The 21,394-nt window shown below is 73.1% G+C and carries 19 protein-coding genes; 7 read left to right on the top strand and 12 right to left on the bottom strand.

Annotated features, from left to right (window positions below; all coding sequences use genetic code 11):
* Nucleotides 1-4: 4 nt before the first annotated feature.
* Both ABIB37_RS08260 and purE read right to left on the bottom strand, forming a co-directional pair.
* Nucleotides 5-1,372, bottom strand: coding sequence for an LCP family protein (locus tag ABIB37_RS08260; protein WP_354259068.1), 1,368 nt, complete (start codon nucleotides 1,370-1,372; stop codon nucleotides 5-7).
* Entirely contained in the window at nucleotides 1,369-1,872 is a 504-nt protein-coding gene (gene purE / locus ABIB37_RS08255; protein ID WP_354259066.1) for a 5-(carboxyamino)imidazole ribonucleotide mutase, read from the bottom strand. Before purE ends, ABIB37_RS08260 begins: the two co-directional genes overlap by 4 nt.
* A 262-nt stretch (nucleotides 1,873-2,134) precedes the next feature.
* Between purE and ABIB37_RS08250 the strand changes: the two genes are divergently transcribed.
* Nucleotides 2,135-3,076, top strand: a complete 942-nt coding sequence (locus tag ABIB37_RS08250) for a putative endonuclease domain-containing protein (RefSeq protein WP_354259063.1) — start codon at nucleotides 2,135-2,137, stop codon at nucleotides 3,074-3,076.
* A 173-nt stretch (nucleotides 3,077-3,249) separates the two neighbouring features.
* Here ABIB37_RS08250 and ABIB37_RS08245 read toward each other — a convergent pair whose 3' ends face one another.
* From ABIB37_RS08245 to ABIB37_RS08235, 3 genes are all read right to left on the bottom strand, one after another.
* On the bottom strand, nucleotides 3,250-4,371 hold the full coding sequence (locus ABIB37_RS08245) for a 5-(carboxyamino)imidazole ribonucleotide synthase (protein ID WP_354259061.1): 1,122 nt from the start codon (nucleotides 4,369-4,371) through the stop codon (nucleotides 3,250-3,252).
* Nucleotides 4,372-4,462: 91 nt separating this feature from the next.
* Nucleotides 4,463-4,963 (bottom strand): PH domain-containing protein, encoded by a 501-nt coding sequence (locus ABIB37_RS08240; protein WP_170165487.1) that lies wholly within the window; start codon nucleotides 4,961-4,963, stop codon nucleotides 4,463-4,465.
* A 17-nt stretch (nucleotides 4,964-4,980) separates the two neighbouring features.
* Complete coding sequence (locus ABIB37_RS08235; RefSeq protein ID WP_354259058.1) at nucleotides 4,981-5,706, bottom strand: biotin--[acetyl-CoA-carboxylase] ligase; 726 nt, start codon at nucleotides 5,704-5,706, stop codon at nucleotides 4,981-4,983.
* Nucleotides 5,707-5,862: 156 nt separating this feature from the next.
* Here ABIB37_RS08235 and ABIB37_RS08230 point away from each other — a divergent pair, with 156 nt between their 5' ends.
* The 3 genes from ABIB37_RS08230 (at nucleotide 5,863) to ABIB37_RS08220 (ending at nucleotide 8,670) form a co-directional block, all read left to right on the top strand.
* Nucleotides 5,863-7,434 carry an acyl-CoA carboxylase subunit beta gene (locus ABIB37_RS08230; protein WP_354261575.1) on the top strand — a complete coding sequence of 524 codons (1,572 nt, stop codon included), beginning with the start codon at nucleotides 5,863-5,865 and terminating at the stop codon, nucleotides 7,432-7,434.
* The gene (locus ABIB37_RS08225) at nucleotides 7,431-7,631 is read left to right on the top strand and encodes an acyl-CoA carboxylase subunit epsilon (protein WP_354259056.1); all 201 of its coding nucleotides are present in this window, start codon (nucleotides 7,431-7,433) and stop codon (nucleotides 7,629-7,631) included. The genes ABIB37_RS08230 and ABIB37_RS08225 overlap by 4 nt, the downstream gene beginning before the upstream one ends.
* A gap of 76 nt (nucleotides 7,632-7,707) precedes the next feature.
* Nucleotides 7,708-8,670, top strand: coding sequence for a DNA topoisomerase IB (locus ABIB37_RS08220; protein ID WP_354259053.1), 963 nt, complete (start codon nucleotides 7,708-7,710; stop codon nucleotides 8,668-8,670).
* On the opposite strand, the gene ABIB37_RS08215 is transcribed toward ABIB37_RS08220, so the two are convergent.
* Complete coding sequence (locus tag ABIB37_RS08215) at nucleotides 8,667-10,739, bottom strand: acyltransferase family protein (RefSeq protein WP_354259051.1); 2,073 nt, start codon at nucleotides 10,737-10,739, stop codon at nucleotides 8,667-8,669. The genes ABIB37_RS08220 and ABIB37_RS08215 overlap by 4 nt on opposite strands.
* 124 nt (nucleotides 10,740-10,863) lie before the next feature.
* Between ABIB37_RS08215 and ABIB37_RS08210 the strand changes: the two genes are divergently transcribed.
* Nucleotides 10,864-12,003, top strand: a complete 1,140-nt coding sequence (locus tag ABIB37_RS08210; protein ID WP_354259050.1) for an FAD-dependent monooxygenase — start codon at nucleotides 10,864-10,866, stop codon at nucleotides 12,001-12,003.
* A gap of 161 nt (nucleotides 12,004-12,164) precedes the next feature.
* Here the strand turns inward: ABIB37_RS08210 and ABIB37_RS08205 are convergent, their stop codons facing one another.
* Genes ABIB37_RS08205 through ABIB37_RS08195 form a run of 3 tightly spaced genes read right to left on the bottom strand, consistent with a single transcriptional unit; the run spans nucleotide 12,165 to nucleotide 15,349 of the window.
* Nucleotides 12,165-13,430 (bottom strand): class I SAM-dependent RNA methyltransferase, encoded by a 1,266-nt coding sequence (locus ABIB37_RS08205; RefSeq protein ID WP_354259047.1) that lies wholly within the window; start codon nucleotides 13,428-13,430, stop codon nucleotides 12,165-12,167.
* A 51-nt stretch (nucleotides 13,431-13,481) separates the two neighbouring features.
* Nucleotides 13,482-14,447, bottom strand: coding sequence for an L-lactate dehydrogenase (locus ABIB37_RS08200; protein WP_354259044.1), 966 nt, complete (start codon nucleotides 14,445-14,447; stop codon nucleotides 13,482-13,484).
* Nucleotides 14,448-14,494: 47 nt separating this feature from the next.
* Complete coding sequence (locus ABIB37_RS08195; protein ID WP_354259041.1) at nucleotides 14,495-15,349, bottom strand: GDSL-type esterase/lipase family protein; 855 nt, start codon at nucleotides 15,347-15,349, stop codon at nucleotides 14,495-14,497.
* A gap of 137 nt (nucleotides 15,350-15,486) precedes the next feature.
* Here ABIB37_RS08195 and ABIB37_RS08190 point away from each other — a divergent pair, with 137 nt between their 5' ends.
* Both ABIB37_RS08190 and ABIB37_RS08185 read left to right on the top strand, forming a co-directional pair.
* Complete coding sequence (locus ABIB37_RS08190; protein ID WP_354259038.1) at nucleotides 15,487-16,128, top strand: Maf family protein; 642 nt, start codon at nucleotides 15,487-15,489, stop codon at nucleotides 16,126-16,128.
* Between the two features lie 2 nt (nucleotides 16,129-16,130).
* The gene (locus tag ABIB37_RS08185) at nucleotides 16,131-16,865 is read left to right on the top strand and encodes a hypothetical protein (RefSeq protein ID WP_354259035.1); all 735 of its coding nucleotides are present in this window, start codon (nucleotides 16,131-16,133) and stop codon (nucleotides 16,863-16,865) included.
* 47 nt (nucleotides 16,866-16,912) lie between these two features.
* Here the strand turns inward: ABIB37_RS08185 and ABIB37_RS08180 are convergent, their stop codons facing one another.
* The 3 genes from ABIB37_RS08180 to ABIB37_RS08170 are packed head-to-tail and all read right to left on the bottom strand — an operon-like array spanning nucleotide 16,913 to nucleotide 21,361.
* Nucleotides 16,913-19,000, bottom strand: coding sequence for an ABC transporter ATP-binding protein (locus tag ABIB37_RS08180; protein WP_354259032.1), 2,088 nt, complete (start codon nucleotides 18,998-19,000; stop codon nucleotides 16,913-16,915).
* A 1-nt stretch (nucleotide 19,001) separates the two neighbouring features.
* The gene (locus ABIB37_RS08175) at nucleotides 19,002-20,726 is read right to left on the bottom strand and encodes an ABC transporter ATP-binding protein (protein ID WP_354259030.1); all 1,725 of its coding nucleotides are present in this window, start codon (nucleotides 20,724-20,726) and stop codon (nucleotides 19,002-19,004) included.
* Between the two features lie 2 nt (nucleotides 20,727-20,728).
* Complete coding sequence (locus ABIB37_RS08170) at nucleotides 20,729-21,361, bottom strand: TetR/AcrR family transcriptional regulator (protein ID WP_354259027.1); 633 nt, start codon at nucleotides 21,359-21,361, stop codon at nucleotides 20,729-20,731.
* Nucleotides 21,362-21,394 lie beyond the last annotated feature (33 nt).

The raw sequence follows: 21,394 nt of genomic DNA, 5'->3' as shown, positions 1-21,394 counted from the left end.
GCTCCTAGGGCTGGGGCGTCCCGGTCGGCGGCACGATCGCGTCGGCCTCCGCGAGCGACGCCTGCACCATCGCGTGGATCTGGTCGAAGTCGGGATCGCCGGTGTTGACGCCGGAGTCCGGCACGAGCTCGAGGTTCGTGATGGGCAGCTGCCGCGTCTGCAGGGCGAGCTCCGACAGCGAGCCGATCATCGACTGCGGCACGTCGGTCTGCACCATGTCCTGGCCTGCGGCGGAGAGCTGCGAGTACTTCGTCAGCAGCGTCTCGGGGGTGAACTGCGAGATCACCGCCTCCTGCACCTGCCGCTGGCGCTCCATGCGCGCGTAGTCCGAGGAGCCGGCGCGGCTGCGGGCGTACCAGAGCGCGTGGTAGCCGTCCATGCGCTGCACGCCCGGCTCGATCCACTCCTCCACCGGGCCGCCCTCGATCGCGATCGGCACCCGGTCCGTGACGGTCAGCTCGACGCCACCGAGCGCATCCACGAGGTCGGAGAAGCCGTGCATGTCGACGAGCACGAAGAACTGCAGCTCGAGGCCGGTGACGCCCTCGACCGCGTCGCGCGTCGCCTCGATGCCCGGGCTAGACCCGTTCGCGACGGCGTCGGGGTAGAGCTCGGGGTGCCCCTCGCCGTAGGTGTAGGTGCCGTTGAGGTAGCAGTCGCTCGACTCGCAGTCGAAGCCGTTCGGGTACGGCCCCCACATCGGCGAGCCCTCCGAGAAGGGCGCGTTGCGCAGGTTGCGCGGCACGCCGATCATCGTCGCTGCGCCGGTCTCGGCGTTGACGGTCACGACGGTCATAGAGTCGGCACGGAGGCCCTGGCGGTCCTCGCCGGCGTCGCCGCCGAGCAGCAGGAACGTGAAGCGGCCGTCGACCGGCTCGACCGCGGGCCGGGCGAAGTCGAACAGGTCCGAGACGAGGCCCCGGGATGCGTCGACGATCGTCGCGCCGTAGCCCGCGAGCGCCGCCGGCGCGATCGTCGCGATGATCGACAGCGCGGCGATGCCCGCGCGGGCGCCGCCCGCGACCTTCGGCAGCCGCGCGAGCCGCAGGGTGTCGAAGCCGAGCACGAGCCACAGGATCGCGTAGCCGATGAGCAGCGCCTCGACGACGAGCAGGCCGATCGAGTTCGCGACCACGGTGAGCAGCGCGCTGCGCCAGGCGAACCATCCGACCGCGGCGACGAGCAGCAGCACGAGCAGCACGATGGTCGCGCCGATGCCGAAGCGGCCGAGGCGGCGATTGCCGGCGAGCACCTGGGCGCTGCCGGGCAGCAGGAAGCCGACCCCCACGAGCCACCAGCCGCGCCGCTGCATGACCTCCGGGCGGTCGACCGCCGGGTGGCGGATCGGTGTGCCGGTCTCCAGCAGCGTCATGCGCCCGCGTCCACGCGGTCGCGGAGCGCCTGCGCCTTGGCGTCGACCTGCTGCTCGAGGTCGGCCGCGAAGGCGTCGAGGCGCTCGGCGACGGCGGGGTCGCTCGAGCCGAGGATGCGCGCGGCGAGGATGCCGGCGTTGCGGCCGCCGCCGATCGAGACGGTGGCGACCGGGATGCCCGCGGGCATCTGCACGATCGAGAGCAGGCTGTCGAGGCCGTCGAGGCGGTCGAGCGGCACCGGCACGCCGATGACGGGCAGGCGCGTCATCGACGCGACCATCCCCGGCAGGTGCGCGGCCCCGCCGGCGCCGGCGATGATCACGCGCACGCCGCGGTCGGCAGCGCCGCGGGCGAAGTCGACCATCTTCTGCGGGGTCCGGTGCGCGGACACGACGTCGACCTCGGAGGCGACGCCGAGCTCATCGAGCGCGACCTTCGCCGCCTCCATGACCCGCCAGTCGGAGTCCGATCCCATGATGATGCTGACCTGCGCAGGCATGGCGTCAAGGGTACGCGCGCCAGCACCCTCCCTCCGACGCCTCGCCGCCGCGCCCCGCCTCCCCCATCCGCGCTCGCGCGTGGGGTGGTCACGACACGCCGCGCTCGTCCGCCCGTGTGGTCACGACGCGCCGTAGGCGTTGGGCCGGCGCGGCGCGTCGTGACCACCCGCCGGCAGGAGCGGATGCGACGGGGCGCGTGGTTCTCCACCGGGGCGATCGGATGCGTGACGGCGACCCCTTCGGGCGGGGCACCATGCGCCCGTGGACGGCCCTCATCTGTTCCGAGTCGCAGAGGCCCGCGCCAAGGGCATGCGGGACCGGCAGTTGCGCGCCCGCAACTTCGTGATCCCCACCCGCGGCGTGCGTGCGCTGCGCGAGCTGGTCGACGCGAAGACGCTCCTCGCTGCGCTCGCCCTCGTCGCGCGCGACGACCACTTCTTCTCGCATACCACTGCCGCGCGCATCCACGGCATGCCGCTGCCCCTGGTGCTGGTGGGCGACGGCATCCACGTCGCGGCCCCGACCGCCGGCAGTCGCATGCGGCGACCCGGGATGATCGCGCATCGGTTGCGGGCCGACACCGTGATCGTCGACGGGCTGCGCGTCGAGGCGCCGGCGGACGTGTTCATCCACCTCGCGGCGCTGCTCGATCACGCGTCGCTCGTGGCGGTCGCGGATTGGCTCGTCTCACACCAGCGCGGCGACGCCCGCATCACGCCCCAGGACCTCCTCGAGCACTGCCGGCGGCGCTCCGCCACGCGCGGCAGCGCGGCGGCGCGACGCGCGGTGCTCGACTGCCGGGTGGGCGCTGAGTCGCCCATGGAGACGGAGTTCCGGCTCGTGCTCGGCGAGCTCGGCATGCCGACGACCGAGCTCAACTTCTCGATCTTCGATGAGGGCAAGCGCTTCCTGATGCGACCGGACGGGGGCTGGCCTGAGCTGCGGTGCGCCTGGGAGTACGACGGGGAGCAGCACTTCACCGACCCGCGGCAGGCCGCACGTGACCTCGACCGGCTGGAGGCACCCGCGGCGCTCGGGTGGCGCACGCGTCGGTTCGCCAAGCAGCACCTGCGCGGCAGGCGCGAGGCGATCGTCGCGTTCGCCGACGAGGTCCGCGAGCGGGCGCGCCTCGCCCAGCTGCGCCCCATCGAGCTCGAGGGCTACTGGTCGACGTGCCTCGACCCGCGCACGCTCCGCCGCTGAGCGGGCCCGTGCATCCGCATCCGCGCCCCTCCGCCCTCCGGCTCCCGAGCGGGTGGTCACGACACGCCGAGTTGGGACGGCCGCGGCGGCGTGTCGCGACCACCCCGCAGACGACGCGCGGCGTGTCGTGACCACCCTGCGCCATAGCGTTGCGGGGCGCCGCGCCGCGCGGGTCAGGCGTCGAAGTGGGCTGCCGCCGCTCGGGCGCGGTAGGCGACCTCGTCCATGTCATCGCCGATCGCGGTCACGTGGCCCACCTTGCGGCCGGGGCGCGTCGCCTTCGCGTAGGAGTGCACCTTCACGTCCGGGTGGGAGGCGAGCGCCGACGCGTAGCGGTCGGCCATCGCACCGGAGGCAGGACCGCCGATCACGTTGATCATCACGCTCGCCGGCGCGAGGATCGCCGTCGAGCCGAGCGGCAGGTCGAGCACCGCGCGCAGGTGCTGCTCGAACTGGCTCGTCACCGAGCCGTCGATCGTCCAGTGGCCGGAGTTGTGCGGGCGCATCGCGAGCTCATTCACCAGCACGCGGCCGTCGTCGGTCTCGAACATCTCGACCGCGAGCACGCCGGTGACCTGCAGCCCCTCTGCGATCGAGCGCGCGATGTCGTCGACGAGCGGCTGGATGCGCGACGCGTGCGGCGCCGGCGCGAGCACCTCGGCGCAGATCGAGTCGCGCTGCACCGTCTGCACGAGCGGCCACACGACCGCATCGCCCGACGGGCGGCGCGCGACGAGCTGCGCGAGCTCGCGCCGGAAGGGCACGAGCTCCTCGACGAGCAGCTGCGGACCGCCCGAGGCGGCACCGGCGAGCCAGTCGGCCGCCTCCGCCGCGTCGCGCACGACGCGCACGCCCTTGCCGTCGTAGCCGCCGGTGGCCGTCTTCACGACCCCGACGCCGCCGTGGTCCGCGAGGAAGCGCTCGAGGTCCTCCACGCCGTCGACGGGCGCCCAGTCGGGCTGCGGTGCACCGAGCTCGGCCATGCGCTGCCGCATCGCCCGCTTGTCCTGCGCGAAGCGCAGCGCGTCCGGGCCCGGATGCACCGCGTGCCCGGCGTCGACGAGCGCGCGCAGCACCTCCTGCGGCACGTGCTCGTGGTCGAAGGTCACGACGTCGACCTCGGCGGCGAACGCGAGCACCGCGTCGACGTCGCGGTAGTCCCCGACGGCCGTCGCCGCGAGCGCCGCCGACATCCCCTCGGCCTCCGCGAGCACGCGCAGCTCGATGCCGAGCTCGACGGCCGCTGGGATCATCATGCGGGCCAGCTGCCCGCCGCCCACCACGCCGACGATCATGCCGCCCGCCCCGCATCCGCTGCGACGTGCATCGCGGCGCGGCCGCATCCGATCACGGCGATCCTCATGGAGCTCCTTCGTAGCCGGCGCGTCAGCCGCGCGCGATGGTGGTGGCGCCGTCGCCGGCGTCGGGGACGACGATGCCGCGGGCGCCGAGCTGCTCGGACAGCATGCGCTGCACGAGGGATGCGCTCGGCACGTCGGCGAGGATGACGGCGCGGTCGCCGCCCGTCGACAGCAGCACGTCGCCGGCGCCGAACAGCGCCTGCAGGCCGCGGCGGCGCACCGTCACGTCGTGCACGCGGGAGAGCATCGTCTCGCGCCGCGTGCCGCCGAAGCTGCCGCGGATGATGACGCGCTCGGTGGTGAAGACGAAGGCGCGCGAGAGCCACGCGAGGGTGGGGACGAGCGTGAGCAGCCCCGTCACGAGCCCGGCGACGGTCAGCACGGCGACGTTCCAGAGCGGCCAGTCGACCCGGTCGAGCAGGAGCGCGACGAGGCCGGCGCAGCCCCACAGCACGAGCACCGGCACGATGAGCACGCGCGCGTGCGGTCGCATGCGCGCGATCACGCGCTCCTCGCCGGTCGACACGGGACGATCATCTCGCATCAGCGCACGTGCACGACGTCGCCCGCCCGCACGTCGACGATCCTGTCGTCGGTGTCGACCTGCAGCTCGCCGTGCGGTCCGAGGCCGACGGCGCGGCCGACGAGCTCGCCGGCGGGCAGCGCGACGCGCACGTCGCGGCCGATCGTGCTGAGGTCGGCGGCGACCGCCGCCCGCAGCGCCTCGGTGCCGAGCGCGGGCAGCAGCGCGCCGAGCGAGCGCAGCACGCCGCACAGGATCGCGTCGGCGAGCACGGGCGCGGAGCCCTCGGCGCCCTCGAGCGTGAGCGAGGTCGCCTGCGCCGTCGGCAGCTCGGCGGCGGTGAGCGTGAGGTTGACGCCGAAGCCGACCGCGACGCCGGTCCTGCGGCGCTCGCACAGGATGCCGGCGACCTTCTTGCCCTCGACGAGCACGTCGTTCGGCCACTTCAGAGACGCGCGGTCGGCGACGAGCGGGTCGAGCGCGTCGGCGAGCGCGAGGCCGGCGGCAAGCGGCAGCCAGCCGATCGCCTCCTCGCTCAGCCGCTTCGTGCGCACGAGCACGGTCGCCGCGAGGCACTTGCCGGCGGGCGAGACCCACTCGCGGCCGAGGCGGCCGCGGCCGGCCCGCTGGTCGAGCGTCGCCCAGGTCGTGAGGTGCTCCGCGCGCTCGTCGACGGCGTCGAAGGTCGAGCCGACCGTGCCGAGCTCGATGACCGTGCCGGCACTCGACGCGCCTGGGAAGAGCATGGCTCCAGCCTAGGACGAGGGGCGACCCGTGGCGGCCGCAGATGGAGAGGATCACCACCGGAGCGCGGCAAGACGCTGTGGGAGTCCACAAAGGCCGGGCATGGGGCGCCGTCTAGAGTGGCATCCGTGACCGACGAGACCACTGCTGCTGCGCCCATGTCGACGACGGCCGAGCGGATCGACGACCTCCGCCTGCGGCACCGCGAGGCGGTGACCGACAAGGAGTCGAAGGCCAAGCAGCGGCAGGGCGCGAAGGGCAAGAAGACGGCCCGCGAGCGCATCGAGCAGTTCGTCGACAAGGGCTCGTTCGTCGAGTTCGACGCTTACGTGCGGCACCGCACCACGGCGTTCGGCATGGAGGGCAACCGCCCCTACGGCGACGCGGTGGTGACCGGCATCGGCACCGTCCACGGTCGGCGCGTGGCCGTCTACGCCCAGGACTTCACCACCTTCGGCGGCTCGCTCGGCGAGGTCGCCGGCGAGAAGATCATCAAGATCCAGGACTACGCGATGAAGGTGGGCGTGCCCATCGTCGGCATGCTCGACTCCGGCGGCGCGCGCATCCAGGAGGGCGTGGTCGCGCTCGGCAAGTACGGCGAGATCTTCAAGCGCAACACCGCCGCCTCGGGCGTGATCCCGCAGATCTCGATCGTGATGGGCCCGGCGGCCGGCGGCGCCGTCTACTCTCCCGCGCTCACCGACTTCGTGATCATGGTCGACAAGTCGAGCCACATGTTCGTCACCGGCCCCGACGTCATCAAGACCGTCACGGGCGAGGAGGTCGGCTTCGAGGAGCTCGGCGGTGGCCGCACCCACAACACGGTGTCGGGCGTGAGCCACTACCTCGCCGCCGACGAGGACGACGCCCTCGACTACGTGCGCGCGCTGCTCGCCTACCTGCCCGACAACAACCAGTCGGAGGTGCCCGCCTACGACCACGCGGCGGAGCGCGTCGTCAACGACAGCGACCGCCGCCTCAACACGATCATCCCGGACTCGCCGAACCAGCCCTACGACGTGCTGGGCATCATCGAGACGCTCATGGACGACCGCGAGTTCCTCGAGGTGCAGCCGCTCTACGCGCCGAACATCGTGATCGGCTTCGGTCGCCTCGAGGGTCGGACGATCGGCGTGATCGCGAACCAGCCGAAGCAGATGGCGGGCACGCTCAACATCGAGGCGGGCGAGAAGGCCGCGCGCTTCGTGCGCTTCTGCGACTCGTTCTCGATCCCGATCCTCACCGTCGTCGACGTGCCCGGCTACCTGCCCGGCACCGACCAGGAGTGGTCGGGCGTCATCCGCCGCGGCGCGAAGCTGCTCTACGCCTACGCCGAGGCGACCGTGCCGATGGTGACCGTCATCACGCGGAAGGCCTACGGCGGCGCCTACATCGTCATGGGCTCGAAGCAGCTCGGCGCCGACATCAACGTCGCGTGGCCGTCGGCCGAGATCGCGGTCATGGGCGGCCAGGGCGCGGTGAACATCCTCTACCGCAACGAGATCCGCGACGCCGAGGCCGCGGGCCACGACGTGGCGGAGGTGCGGAAGCGCCTCGCGAGCGAGTACACCTACAACGTCGCCTCGCCGTTCCTCGCCGCCGAGCGCGGGGAGCTCGACGGCATCATCGAGCCTGCCGAAACCCGCGTCATGATCACGCGGGCCTTCCGCGCGCTGCGCACGAAGCGCGTGCAGCGGCCCGAGAAGAAGCACGGGAACATCCCGCTGTGAGCGACGCCGACGCATCCGAGCCCATCATGACCGTGGTGGGCGGCTCGCCCACCGACGAGGAGCGCGCGGCGGTCGAGGCCGTGCTGCTCGGCATGGCCGAGGAGTGGGCCGAGACCAAGCACCGTCGCGTGCTCGACACCGAGAGCGAGTGGCAGTCGCGGGCTCGCACCGACACCGGGCGCGGCGCGCGCCGCTGAACGCCGGGCGCGAACCCCGTCGGGCGTAGCCCGGCCCCAGGCGGCCTCCCGGCACCCCGCGGCTAGCATCGCCCCCATGGTGAGGCTGCGAAAGGCACGTCCGCGATCGGATGCCGGCATCCGGCGGCGCAGGTCGGGGCGCGGCTGGTCGTACCGGCACGACGACGGGCGGCCGGTCACGCGCGAGGAGCGCGAGCGCGCCGAGTCGCTCGCGGTGCCGCCCGCCTGGAAGGACGTCTGGATCGCAGCCGACCCGCTCGCGCACATCCAGGCGATCGGCGTCGACGATGCCGGCCGCACGCAGTACCGCTACCACCCGCACTGGCGCGAGCGCCGCGACCGCGCGAAGCACGAGCGCGCCCTCAGCCTCGCCGAGTCGCTCCCGGCGATGCGACGGCGGGTCACGCTCGATCTCGAGCGCGAAGGACTCCCGCGCGAGCGCGTGCTCGCGGCCGCGCTGCGCATGCTCGACACCGTGGCGATCCGCGCGGGCGGCGACACCTACGCCGAGGAGCGCGGGTCGCGGGGGCTCATGACGCTGCTGTGCCGGCACGCGACCGTCACGGGCGACTCGGTGCGGCTGCGCTTCCCGGCGAAGTCGGGGCAGCGCTTCGACGTCACGATCGAGGACCCGGCGCTCGCGCGCTGCGTCGAGGAGCTCATGGCGGGGCGCTCCCGCACGTCCCGCCTGCTCGCCTTCCGCGACGCCGACGGCATGCATCCGCTCCGCGACGTCGACCTCAACGACGCCGTGCGGGAGGCGACCGGCGGCGAGTTCACCGCGAAGGACTTCCGCACCCTGCACGGCACGATCGTCGCCGCCGTCGCGCTCGCGCGCGCCCGCGACATCGGCACGAAGACGGCCAGGGCGCGCGCGGTGCGCGCCGCGGTCGTCGAGGTGTCGCAGGCGCTCGGCAACACCCCGTCGGTCGCGCGGGCGAGCTACATCGACCCGGAGGTCTTCGCGCGCTTCGAGGCGGGCGCCACGATCGGGCTCACCGGCTCGCGCGAGCGCGCGCTGCTCGACCTGCTGCGCTAGTCCTGCAGCAGCGGCGCGATCGCGTCGGCGACGACCTGCTGGCGCATCGTCGACGCCGCCGCACCCATGTGGGTGCGGTCGACCCACGTCGGCACGCCCTGCAGGATGCTCGGGCACGTGCCGGATTCGGGGTCGCAGAACCAGCCGAGGGTGTCGACGACGGCGACGCCGCCCGCCTCGAGCCCGGCGTCGAGCGTCTCGTGGCGTGCGATCTGCGCATCCTGCAGCGCGATCGCGCAGGCGTCGAGCGACGTGCCGGCCGCGTGCGCCTCGATGCAGGCATCCGGCTCCGGCCCGGGCGGCGGGCTGTCGAGCCAGAGCGTGCGGATGCCGAGCGCGTGCAGCTGCTCCGCGTACGCGAGCGTGCCAGCGGCGAGCTGGTCGCCGGTGTCGGCGGCGCGATCCTCGTAGCCCTCGCCCACCCACCAGGCGCCGTAGCTGATGATGACGAGCTCGGGGAGCCGCTGCGCGGCCAGCTCGAGCACGGTGCGGGCGTGCGCATCGCACACGCGCATGAAGTCGCCGATCTGCTGCTCGACGGCCGGTCCGCTCGAGAACGGGCACATCTCGCGTCCGAGCAGCTGCACGTCGGCGGAGCCGCCGAGCGCGCCGCGCACCGCGGGCGACCAGGTGACGGCCTGCGAGTCGCCGACGATCCACACCTCGCGGTCGCTCTCGGAGTCGTCGAAGCGGCACTGCGCCTGCTGATCGGGGCCGACGGTGAGGCAGTCGTCGACGAGCCACTCGGCCGAGCGGCCGTCCTCGCCGACGACGGCGCCGGGCGAGGGCGCCGACGGCGTCGCCACGGCCTCCGCGATCCAGCGGGCGAGCTCGTCGTCGTCGGCGGCGACCGGGTTCGTCGCCGCCGCCTCGGCGACCGCCGCGCGCTGCAGGACCGGTGCGACGACGATGCCCACGGCGCTGATCGCGGCGACGACCGGCAGCGCGTACGCGAGCAGCGGTCGGCCGCGCGCCGGCCGCCCCGTCGGTGCCGCCGCCTCGACGCGGCGCCTGCTGGGGCGGTGCAGCAGCGCGATGAGGCGGTAGGAGCCGTACGAGAGCCCGATCGAGAGCGCGAGGATCGCGGCGCCCTCGAGCGCGTCGATCTCGAGCCCGGCGGTCGGGAAGAAGGCGATGAAGCCCTTGAGCACCGGCCAGTGCCAGAGGTAGAGCCCGTAGGAGATGCCCCCGAGCCAGACGAGCGGCTTGAGGCGCAGCAGCCGGGTCACCGGCGCGCCCTGGTCGCCCTCGCCGGCGAGCAGGATGAGCAGCGCGCCCGCGACCGGCCAGAGCGTGACCCAGCCGGGCTGCTGCCACTCGGGCGGCAGCAGTCCGGCGGTGAGCACGAGCGCGAGGCCGACGACGCCCATGAGGATGCGGGCCACGCGGTGCAGCGGGATGCGCGTGACGACGAGCGCGGCGAAGCCGCCGAGCGCGAGCTCCCACGTGCGCGCGAACGTGTCGTAGTAGGTCGGGACCGGGTCGATCGACAGCTGCACGAGGGCGAAGACGAACGACGCGATCGCGGCCGCGCCGAGGACGACGCCGAACCACAGGCCCGCGTCGCGCATCCGCGTCGCCTTCGCCACGAGCGCGAACAGGCCGGCCGCGATGATGCACATCGCCGTGAACTGCCCTTGCGCGCCCATCGCCCAGAAGTGCTGGAACGCCGACTTGTCGTGACCGGCGGCGACGTAGTCGGTCGCGTCGGCCGCGAGCCGCCAGTTCTCCCAGTAGGTGGCGGAGGCGAGGATGTCGGTCATCACGCGGTCGATGCCGAGCGGGCCGGAGAAGACGAGCGCGATCGTGCCGACGACGACGAGCACGATCACCGCCATCGGGAACAGGCGCTGCGCGGTGCGCCAGAGCGTCTTCGGCACGTGCACGCCGCCGGTGCGCTCGAGCTCGCGCATGAGGCTCATGGCGAGCAGGTAGCCGCCGATCGCGAAGAAGACGTCGACGCCGCCGGAGACGTTGCCGAACCAGATGTGGTAGCTCGCGACGAGCAGGGAGGCGATGGCGCGGAGACCCTGGATGTCGAGCCTGCGATCCTTCGACTGCGCTGCCATGGCCCCTTGGTGTCCGGTGATGGGATGCGTCGGCGCGAGCGCGCGCCGAGGAGCCATCCTACCGGGGGCGGTACGCGCGGCCGATTCCCTGCCCGGTGAGAGCCGCGAGCGCTAGCGTGCGCACATGCACGCGATCGTCTCCGGCGCCGGTGTCGCCGGGCTCGCGCTGGCGGGCAGGCTGGCGCTCGACGGGTGGACCGTCGACGTCGTCGAGCGCGCCCGCGCGCCGCGCGCATCCGGCTACCTGATCGACTTCTTCGGGCAGGGCTTCGCGGCGGCGGAGCGGCTCGGGCTGCTGCCCGCGCTCCGCGCTCGCGCCGAGTGGTACGGCGAGCTGCGGTCGGTCGACGCCGCCGGCCGCGTGCGCGGCAGGCTGCCGATGTCGGTGGTCGAGCAGGCGGTCGCGGGGCGTTACCTGACCATCCTGCGCCCGCAGATCGTCGAGGCGCTGCAGTCGTCGCTGCCCGAGGGCGTGCGGATGCGCTGGGGCGCGCAGATCGAGACCGCGCACGACGACGGCACCCGCGTGCAGGTGCTGCTCTCGGACGGCGAGCGGCTCGAGGCCGACGTGCTCGTCGGCGCCGACGGGGTCGGCTCGCGGGTGCGGCGGCTGCTCTGGGGGCCGCACGAGCAGTTCGTGCGGCCGCTCGGCGACCTGCTCGCGGTCGCATGGATCGGCGAGGACGCCGAGCTCTCCGCCGACCTCGGCGGCCGGGTCGCGATGCAGGTCGAGCTCGACCGGCAGCTCGTGATGGCGCCGCTCGGGGCGTCGGGCGTCACCGGCTTCGCGGTGCTGCGGGGCGTGACGCCCGCGCAGGCGCGTGCGTCGATCGCCGGGATGGGTGCGCTCGGCCGGCGCGCGGTGCGCGGCATCCGCGAGCCCTACGTCGACCACGTCGCGCAGACGGTCGTCGAGCCGTGGGTGCGAGGGCGCGTCGTGCTGCTCGGCGACGCGTGCGCGGCCGTCTCGCTCGTCGCCGGCCAGGGCGCCTCGCTCGCCATCGCCGGTGCGGAGCGGCTCGCGGAGGAGCTCGCGTGGGCGCGGCATCCGAGCGACGTGACCGCCGGGCTCGCGGCCTACGAGCGCGACTGGCGGCCGATCGTCGAGCGCGAGCAGGCGCGGGGACGACGCGTGCAGGCGACGTTCGCCCCGCACACGCGCATCGAGCTCGAGGGCAACCGCGCGATGTGGCGGGCAGCCGCCATCCCCGGCGTCGCGCACCTCGTGGCGCGCGCGGCCGGCGGCGTCACGAAGGCGAGCTGAGGCGGAGCGCCGCTCCCCCTCCGCCGCTCAGCTGAGGCCCCAGCGCACAACGCAAGCCCCGCCGGCTCGATCAGCGCCACGCGGGGCAGCAGTCCCGGCTCCGTCGCGAGCATGCGCTCGAGGGCTTGCGTCGTGCGCCTGGAGCCGGGCGGCGGGAGCCCCTAGCGGCGGAAGGACGCCACCGCCTCGACGTGGTGCGTGTGCGGGAACAGGTCGAACGCCTCGAGCGACTCGACCTGCCAGCCGGCCTCCCCGAGCAGCTTCGCGTCGCGCGCGAGCGCGACCGGGTCGCACGCCACGTAGACGATCTGGCCGGGCTCGAGGCCGACGACCTGCTCGATGACCTCGCGGCCGGCGCCTGCGCGCGGCGGGTCGAGCACGACGAGCCCGCGCGACAGGCGCTCGCGCTCGGCGCGGCTCGCGCGCTGGCCGAGCTCGCGCAGCCAGCGGTCGACCTTGCCGGTCTCGGCGCTCGCGCCGAGCCACTCCGCGAGGTTCTCGCTCGCGTGATCGGTCGCGACCTCGTCGGCCTCGACGCTCGTGACCCGCGTGCGCTCCCCCAGCGCCTCCGCGACGGTGGCCGCGAAGAGGCCGACGCCGCCGTAGAGGTCGAGGCTCCACCCGCCCGCGTCGACGCGGTCGGTGTCGATCGCGCGTCGCACGGCGTCGGTCAGCACGGCGGGCGCCTCGCGGTGCACCTGCCAGAACCCCGAGCGGTCGAGCTGGAACTCGCGCCCGCCGACCGTCTCGACGATCGTGTCGGTGCGGCCGCGCTCCGGCTCGCCCTCCATCGCGATCACGTCGACCTCGCCCTCGCTCCACTCGACGTAGTCGACAGCCGTGACGCGCGGCAGCCGCTGGTCGAGCTGCGCGGAGCGCTGGATGCCCTCGGTCGCGAGCGGCAGGCTCGTCACCGGCACGACCTCGTGGCTGCGCGGCGCGAACGGCCCCTGGCGACCGCGGTCGTCGACGTGCAGGCGCACGCGCGTGCGCCACGCGAGGCCGCCCCGCGCGTCGTCGCCGGGCGCCGCTGCCACCGGCACCTCGCGCTGCATGCCGCCGGTGCGCTCGAGCGCGTCCTCCATGACGCGCTGCTTCAGCTGCCGCTGCCGCGGCAGCGCGATGTGCCCGAACTCGGCACCACCGGCGCGCTCGAGCGGCGCCCGGTCGATGGATGCCTCGGCCCACACGTGCGGCACCCGGTCGGGGCTCGCCTCGACGACGTCGAGCGCGACCGCGGTCGCGAACGACTTCTTCACCTCGACGACCTGCGCGCGCACGGTCTCGCCGGGGATCGTGTCGGGCACGAACACGACGCGCCCCTCATGCCGGCCGACGAATCGGCCGCCGTGGGCGACGTTGTCGATCGTGAGCTCGACGATCTGGCCGGGCTCGACCTGGCCTCGGGGCGCGTGGGGTGCGGACATGCGTCCATCCTCCCATCGACCTCCGGCATCCACGCCGACGCCGGCGGGCCGCTAGCCGATGACGGAGCGCAGGGAGGCCGCGATCGTCTCGGCGGAGGCGTGCAGTCGTGCGAGCTCGTGCTCCTCCATCGGCACCTCGAGCACCTGCTCGATGCCGCCGCGCCCGACGATCGTGGGCAGTGACAGCGCGAGGCCCGAGAGCCCGTGCTGGCCGGTGAGGATGCTCGAGACGGGCAGCACGGCGCGCTCGTCGCGCAGGATCGCCTCGACGATGCGGGCGCTCGAGACCCCGATGGCGCTCGAGGTGGCCCCCTTGCCCTCGATGATCCGGTAGGCGGCGTGCACGACCTCGTCCGCGATCCGGTCGAGGTCGGCGCTCGTGAACCGCACTCGGTCGTCCTCCATCCACTCCCGCACGAGCATCGGCCCGATCTTCGCGCGAGACCACAGCGGGAACTCGCTGTCGCCGTGCTCGCCGATCATGAGCGCGTGCACGCTGCGGGCATCCACCTGCACGAGCTCCGACAGCCTCCAGCGCAGCCGCGAGGAGTCCAGCACGGTCCCGGAGGAGAGCACGCGGGCGGGGTCCAACCCGCCCTCCCGCTGGGCGACGACCGTCAGCACGTCGCACGGGTTCGTCACCAGCACGACGATCGCGTCGGGAGCGTGCTCCCGGATGCCCGGCAGCACCGACTTGAGAATGTCCGCGTTGCGCGCCGCGAGCGCCAGCCGCGGCTCGCCGGGCTGCTGCTTCGCGCCGGCGGTGATGATGACGACGTCGCTGCCCGCCATCACGCGGGGGTCGGCGCCTCCCTCGACGCGCTTCGACGCCAGGAACTGCGTGCCGTGCGCCAGGTCGAGCACCTCGGCCTCGACCTTGGCGGCGTTCAGGTCGTGCAGCGCCACGACGTCTGCCGAGCCGCGGATGAGCGCCGCGTACGCGATCGCCACGCCGACGCCGCCCGCTCCGATCACCGACAGCTTCGAGGGTCGGGCAGGGCCGGAGATCGTACGCATGCCCCGACGCTAGGCGCGGACGGGCTGCACGCGCCAGGGAGACCGCGTCAGGGCGACACCCACTGCGTGGTCGGCCACGTGATGCTCGACAGCCTCGCCTGCCCTGCGACCGAGGGGTGGAAGTAGTCGCGCGTCGAGATGTCGGTCCTCGCGAAGGCGTAGGCCGCGACGGCACCGCCGTCGAAGCGGCAGCTCGCGACCGCCGCGCACGCGTCGCGCAGCGCGATGTTGTACTCGTCGACGCGCTGCTGCACGGCAGCACGTCGCTGGACGTCCGCCGGCTGGGTGCTGCTCGGATTGGCGAGCATCGACTGGCAGATGCGGAGCAGGCTCCACGTGAACCGGGCGCTGCTGCTCGCGCGGTTCACCTCGTAGAGGCGCTGCAGGCTCGGGATGCTCGCGACGAAGATCTGCGGCGCACCGCCGCCCGTGGCGAGCGTGGCGAGCGCGGCCGCCACGTTGGCCTTGAAGGTCGCCGTGGGCGTCATCTCGGCGACCGTGCGGGTGCAGGCGTCGTTCGCGCCGATCTCGATGGTGACGTACTGCGCGCCCTGCCGCACCGCCTGCTGCGCCTGCGTGGCGAGCGCGGCGGAGCGCGAGCCCGAGACCGCGTCGTTGGACGCGACCAGGTTCGTGGCACCGGCGGCCCGCAGCCGCAGCAGGTGCGAGCCGACGGCCGTGCTGGAGCCGGTCGCCCAGCTGTTCTGGGCGCAGCCGGACCAGCTGCTGCACGACGACACCCCGAGCGTGATCGAGTCGCCCAGGGCAGCCATGCGCGTGACCTGCGATGGCGGAGGAGCCGCGGCCTGGGCGGCGGTCGTCGAGACGACCGAGCCCGAGAGGATGAGCGCTGCCGCGGCGACGGCGGCGAGCAGGTGACGGGTGCTGCGACGGATGCCCATGGCGGGCTCCTTCCGATGGCGCGGTGTGCGCGAACCGTACACCCGAGAGCGGGCGGCGACAACGCACGTCCTGCGCGGTCGTCGACGAGCCCTGACGCCTGCGAGGGAACAGCAGCGCGCGATGCGAGGATCGTCGCGTGCAGCTCATCCTCGCCTCCGCATCGCCCGCCCGGCTCGCGCTGCTGCGCCAGGCGGGCATCGAGCCCGTCGTCGCACCGACCGACCTCGACGAGGAGCTGCTCGTCGAGGCGCACGAGGCCGAGCACGGCCCGCTGACGCCGCACGAGTACGTGCTGCTGCTCGCTCGCGCGAAGGCCGAGGCGCTGCTCGACCAGGACCCGCTCACGGCGTTCGACGGCCTCGTGCTGGGCGGCGACTCGTCGCTCGAGCTCGACGGCGCGATGCTCGGCAAGCCCCACACCCCCGAGCGCGCGCGCGAGCGCTGGCTCGCGCAGCGCGGCAGGTCGGCGACGCTGCACTCCGGGCACTGGATGCTGCGGGTGCGGCACGGCAGGATCGACGACTCGGCGGGCGTCGCGACCGCGACGCACCTCGACTTCTCGCCCGACATCGACGACGCCGAGATCGACGCGTACGTCGCCACCGGTGAGCCGCTCGAGGTGGCGGGCGCCTTCACGATCGACGGGCGCGGCGCCGCCTTCATCGACCGCATCGACGGCGACCCGTCGACCGTGATCGGCATGAGCATCCCGGCCGTCCGCCGGCTCGCGCGCGAGCTCGGCGTCGCGTGGCCGGCACTGACCACGACGGAGGGATGACGATGGCGAGCAGCGCACGAGCGATGTGGGTCTGGGTGCACGAGGCCGCGCCGCCCGACCCCGCGGCCGTCGCGGCCTTCGCCGCGCAGCAGCGCGTCACCGAGGCGTTCGTCAGCGTGCCGTGGGGCGGGCCGACGGCCGCGACGCACGAGTGCGTCGCAGCGCTGCGCGGCAAGGGCGTGCGGGTGTCGGCGCTCGGCGGTGACCCCTCCTGGACCACCGGCACGGATGCCATCACGTGGATGCAGCGCGCGACCGCCGCCTGGCTGTTCGACGGCGTGCACCTCGACATCGAGCCGTGGACGCGGCGCGACTGGCCGGGCCGCGAGCAGGAGCTGCTCGCGGGGCTCGAGCGCACGGTCAAGGACGTCGCTGCGCGCACGGCGCTCCCGGTCGAGGTCGACCTCTCCCCCTGGCTCGCCGACGTGCATCCGGCCGCCTTCGCCGCCATCGTGCGCCGCGCGGACGCGGTCGGCCTCATGGCGTACCGCGACCGCGCGACCGACATCCTGGCCGGCAGCGCGAGCGCGCGACGGCTCATCGCCGAGGCCAGGAAGCCCTATCGGATCGGCGTCGACACGTTCCCCGTGCCCGAGCCGCGCGAGACGTTCGCCGACGACGGCCGGACCGTGCTCGAGCGGGAGCTCGCAGCGGTCGCCGCGCAGCTCGCCGGCGACCCGCGCTTCGCGGGCGTCGCGGTGCACGACTACGAGTACTGGAGCGCCCTGCCCGCCTGAGCATCTGCGTCCGAGTGCAGGACGACTCGGACGCAGACCTTCGACCGCTACGTGGACTGCTGCGTGGCGATGCTGCCGGTGCGGTCGGCGAGCGACGCGTCGAGCTCCATGTCGACCGCCGCCTGCTCGAACTGCGCGTTGAGCAGCCGCCAGTAGGCGCCGCGCTCGGCGACGAGCTGCTCGTGCGAGCCCTGCTCGACGATGCGGCCCTGCTCCATCACGAGGATGAGGTCGGCGTCGCGGATGGTCGACAGCCGGTGGGCGATCACGAACGACGTGCGGTCGGTGCGGAGCGCCGCCATCGCGTGCTGCAGCAGCAGCTCGGTGCGGGTGTCGACCGACGACGTCGCCTCGTCGAGGATGAGCACGCTCGGCTGGGCGAGGAACGCCCGCGCGATCGTGACGAGCTGCTTCTCGCCCGCGGACAGGTTCGACGCGTCCTCGTCGATCACGGTGTCGTAGCCGTCGGGCAGGGCGTGCACGAAGCGGTCGACGTACGTCGCCTGCGCCGCCTCGAGGATCTCCGCCTCGGTCGCGTCCGGCCGGCCGTAGGCGATGTTCTCGCGGATCGTGCCGCCGAAGAGCCAGGTGTCCTGCAGCACCATGCCGGTCTGCGACCGCAGCGCATCCCGCGTCATCGTCGCGGTGTCGACGCCGTCGAGCGTGATGCGGCCGCCGTCGATCTCGTAGAAGCGCATGAGCAGGTTCACGAGCGTCGTCTTGCCCGCGCCGGTCGGCCCGACGATCGCGACGGTCTGCCCGGGCTCCACCTCGAGCGAGAGGTCGTCGATGAGCGGCTTCTCGGGCGAGTACGCGAAGCGCACGTGCTCGAAGGTGACGCGGCCGGAGCTCGCCGCGGCGGTCGTGCCATCCGCGTCGGACTCCTCCTCGTCGGCGTCGAGCAGCTCGAAGACTCGCTCGGCGCTCGCGACGCCCGACTGCACCATCGTCACGGTCTGGCCGATCTGGCCCAGGTTCTGCGAGAACTGCTGCGAGTACTGGATGAACGCCTGCACGTCGCCGACCAGGATCTGCCCCGCAGCCACGAAGAGGCCGCCGGCGACGGCGACGAGGACGTAGCCGATGTTGCCGACGAAGGTCATGAGCGGGAAGACGAGGCCGGAGAGGAACTGCGCCTTGAACGACGCCTGGTAGACGCCGTCGTTCTCGGTCGCGAAGCGCGCGCGCACGGCCTCCTCGCGTCCGAAGACCTTGACGAGGGCGTGGCCGGTGAAGGCCTCCTCGACGATCGCGTTGACGCGGCCGGTGCGGCGCCACTGCTCCTTGAAGAGTCCCTGCGCCGGGCCCATGACGGCGCCCAGGATGACGCCCGTGAGCGGCACCGCGATGAGCGCGACGAGCGCGAGCCAGACGTTGATCGTCAGCATCATGACGAGCACGCCGACGACGGTCAGCAGGCCGGTGACGATCTGCGACATCGTCTGCGAGAGCGTCTGGCCGACGTTGTCGAGGTCGTTCGTGACGCGCGAGAGCAGCTCGCCGCGCTGCGTGCGGTCGTAGTACGACAGCGGCAGCCGGTGGATCTTCTCCTCGACGTCGCGGCGCAGGCCCTGCACCGTGCGCTGCACGACGCGGTTGACGACGTAGCCCTGCAGCCACTGGAAGACGGCGCCCACGAGGTAGATCGCGAGCACGACGAGCAGGATGCCGCCGAGGGCGTCGAAGTCGATGCCCTGGCCGGGGTTCAGCCCCTCCATGCGCTCGATCATGTTGGCGAACTCGTCCTGGCCGCTCTGGCGGAGGCCCGCGACGACCTGCTCCTGCGTCGCGCCGGCCGGCAGGTTCCGCTGCACCAGCCCCTGCACGATGATGTTCGTCGCCTGGCCGAGGATCTTCGGCCCGAGCACGACGAGCACGACGCCGATCGCGCCGAGCGCGAAGACGAGCGCCAGCAGCCAGCGGTAGGGGTGCATGAGGCCGAGCAGCCGCTTGGCGGATGCGCCGAACGACTTGGCCTTGCCGGGTGGCGGCTCCCAGTCCCCGGCGCCCAGGCGAGCGGCCTCGGCCTGCTCGGCCTCGATCCGCTCCTCCTCGGTGAGCTCGGGCTCGGGCTTCGCCGAGCGCGCCCTGCGCGCCTCGAGGCGCTGCTCCCTGGTCAGCTTCTCGCGTGCCATCTCAGGCCTCCACTGCCATCTGCGATTCGACGATCTCGCGGTAGGTGTCGCTGCGCTCGAGCAGCTCCTCGTGCGTGCCCGTGCCGACCACCCGGCCGGCCTCGAGCACCACGATGCGGTCGGCGTCGACGATCGTCGACACGCGCTGGGCGACCACGATCTGCGTGGTCGAGCCGACGGCCTCGCGCAGCGCCGCCCGCAGCCGCGCATCCGTCGTGAGGTCGAGCGCCGAGAACGAGTCGTCGAAGACGAGCACGTCGGGCTCGGCGACGAGCGCTCGCGCGATCGAGAGGCGCTGCCGCTGCCCGCCAGAGACGTTCGTGCCGCCCTGCGAGATGCGCGACTCGAGCTGCCGGTCCATCTGCTGCACGAAGCCCGCGGCCTGCGCGATCTCGAGCGCGCGCCAGAGCTGCTCGTCGGTCGCGTCCTCGTTGCCGTAGCGGAGGTTCGACGCGACCGTGCCGGCGAAGAGGTAGGGCCGCTGCGGCACGATCGCGATGCCGCGCCAGAGCGTCTCGGCGTCGACGTCCTTCACGTCGGCGCCGCCGACGAGCACCTGCCCGCCGGTCGCGTCGAAGAGCCGCGGGATGAGGTTCACGAGCGTCGTCTTGCCCGAGCCGGTCGAGCCGATGATCGCGACCGTCTCGCCCGGCGCCGCGGCCAGCGAGACGCCGTCGAGCACCGGGGTGTCGGCGCCCGGGTAGTGGAAGTGCACGTCGCGCAGCTCGACCGTGCCGGGCGTCGGCATCCGGTCGCCCACCGCGACGCGCGCGATCGACGGCTCGGTGTCGAGCACCTCGCCGATGCGCTTCGCGGAGACCGCGGCCCTCGGGATCATGATCGTCATGAAGGTCGCCATGAGCACGCCCATGAGGATCTGCATGAGGTACTGCAGGAAGGCCATCATCGTGCCGATCTCGAGCTCGCCCGAGTCGACGAGGCCGGCGCCGAACCACAGCACCGACACGCTCGAGACCTCGACGATGAGCATGATGATCGGGAACATCAGCACGAACAGGTTGCCGGTGCGCAGCATCGCGTCGGTGACGCCGTCGTTCGCGACCGCGAACCGCGCCCGCTCGCGCCGCTCCTGCACGAAGGCGCGGATGACGCGGATGCCGGTGAGCTGCTCGCGCAGCACCTTGTTGATGCGGTCGATGCGCTCCTGCAGCTGACGGAAGATCGGCACGAGCCGCGACACCAGGAAGCCGAGCACGAGCAGCATGAGCGGCACGGCGACGGCGATGAGCCACGACAGCGTCGCGTCGGCGCGCACCGCCATGATGACGCCGCCGATCGCGAGCATCGGCGCCGACAGCAGCATCGTGCACGACATGAGGATGAGCATCTGCACCTGCTGCACGTCGTTCGTGTTGCGGGTGATGAGGCTCGCGGCGCCGAAGCGCTGCACGTCCTGCTCGCTGAAGTCGCCGACCTTGCCGAAGATGTCGGCGCGCAGGTCGCGGCCGGCGCGCATCGCGAGGCGCGCGCCGAAGAGGATCGCCAGGATGTTGGCGGCCACCTGGCCGAGGCTCAGCCCGAGCATGAGGAAGCCGAGCCGCCAGATGGTGTCGGTGTCGCCCCGCAGCACGCCCTCGTCGATGATGTCGGCGTTGATGGTGGGCAGCATGAGCGACAGCACCGACTGCGCGAACTGGAACAGCACGACGAGGAGGAGCGCAGGCCACGAGGGCTTGACGTAGCGGACGATGAGCTTCCAGAGCATGGTCAGACCTTCTGGGCCTCGGGAGCGGATGCCGCGACTGCGGCGGAGGGATGACCGGCGGGATCGGCCGGTCCGGCATCGGTGCGGGCGATGCCGTGCAGGAGCACCTGCAGGATGTCATCGACCGATGACACGGCGTCCTGCTCGCCCCAGTTCGAGGCGGCCGCCCACGCGAGCGTGCGCACCACCTCCGCCGCCACCACCGGCGGCACGCGCAGGTCGTCGCGGAAGGGCACGAAGCGCTCCGCCAGCCGGTGCTTCGACGACTCGAAGTCGGCCCGCGCCGCGCCGGCCGCGCGCTGCCCGATCGGCCCGAGCACCATGATGAGCCGGAAGATGAAGCCCATCCGGTCGACGAGGACGCGCAGGGTCCATGCCACGACCTCCTCGAGCGAGTCGAGGCCGAGCACGCCGGCCTCTCCGGACTCGTCGATCGAGAGGTGGTGCTCGGCGAGCGCGAGCAGCAGCGACTCCTTGTCGCCGAACGCCTTGAAGAGGGTGCCCTCGGCGACGCCGGCCGCGTCGGCGAGCTGGCGCGTGGTGATCGCGAGCCCGTGCTCGAGCACGGCGGGCGTCACCGCCTCGATGATCTGCGCGCGGCGGTCGTCGCCGCTGAGGCGTGGGATCGGGGTCACGCGACGATGCTAGTTGAGTGAGTGCTCACTCAC

This window comes from Agrococcus sp. UYP10, assembly GCF_040547205.1.
GTDB classification, from domain to species: Bacteria; Actinomycetota; Actinomycetes; order Actinomycetales; family Microbacteriaceae; genus Agrococcus; species Agrococcus jenensis.
Note: the sequence above shows the minus strand (reverse complement) of the source record. Positions and strands in the feature narration are given on the sequence as shown.

Excerpts from the sequence above, each read along its gene's own strand:
- ABIB37_RS08260 (WP_354259068.1), bottom strand. The coding sequence starts at position 1,372 with ATGACGCTGCTGGAGACCGGCACACCGATCCGCCACCCGGCGGTCGAC.
- purE (WP_354259066.1), bottom strand. The coding sequence starts at position 1,872 with ATGCCTGCGCAGGTCAGCATCATCATGGGATCGGACTCCGACTGGCGG.
- ABIB37_RS08245 (WP_354259061.1), bottom strand. The coding sequence starts at position 4,371 with ATGATCGTCGGCGTGGTGGGCGGCGGGCAGCTGGCCCGCATGATGATC.
- ABIB37_RS08235 (WP_354259058.1), bottom strand. The coding sequence starts at position 5,706 with ATGCTCTTCCCAGGCGCGTCGAGTGCCGGCACGGTCATCGAGCTCGGC.
- ABIB37_RS08230 (WP_354261575.1), top strand. The coding sequence starts at position 5,863 with ATGTCGACGACGGCCGAGCGGATCGACGACCTCCGCCTGCGGCACCGC.
- ABIB37_RS08220 (WP_354259053.1), top strand. The coding sequence starts at position 7,708 with ATGGTGAGGCTGCGAAAGGCACGTCCGCGATCGGATGCCGGCATCCGG.
- ABIB37_RS08215 (WP_354259051.1), bottom strand. The coding sequence starts at position 10,739 with ATGGCAGCGCAGTCGAAGGATCGCAGGCTCGACATCCAGGGTCTCCGC.
- ABIB37_RS08210 (WP_354259050.1), top strand. The coding sequence starts at position 10,864 with ATGCACGCGATCGTCTCCGGCGCCGGTGTCGCCGGGCTCGCGCTGGCG.
- ABIB37_RS08205 (WP_354259047.1), bottom strand. The coding sequence starts at position 13,430 with ATGTCCGCACCCCACGCGCCCCGAGGCCAGGTCGAGCCCGGCCAGATC.
- ABIB37_RS08200 (WP_354259044.1), bottom strand. The coding sequence starts at position 14,447 with ATGCGTACGATCTCCGGCCCTGCCCGACCCTCGAAGCTGTCGGTGATC.
- ABIB37_RS08195 (WP_354259041.1), bottom strand. The coding sequence starts at position 15,349 with ATGGGCATCCGTCGCAGCACCCGTCACCTGCTCGCCGCCGTCGCCGCG.
- ABIB37_RS08185 (WP_354259035.1), top strand. The coding sequence starts at position 16,131 with ATGGCGAGCAGCGCACGAGCGATGTGGGTCTGGGTGCACGAGGCCGCG.
- ABIB37_RS08180 (WP_354259032.1), bottom strand. The coding sequence starts at position 19,000 with ATGGCACGCGAGAAGCTGACCAGGGAGCAGCGCCTCGAGGCGCGCAGG.
- ABIB37_RS08175 (WP_354259030.1), bottom strand. The coding sequence starts at position 20,726 with ATGCTCTGGAAGCTCATCGTCCGCTACGTCAAGCCCTCGTGGCCTGCG.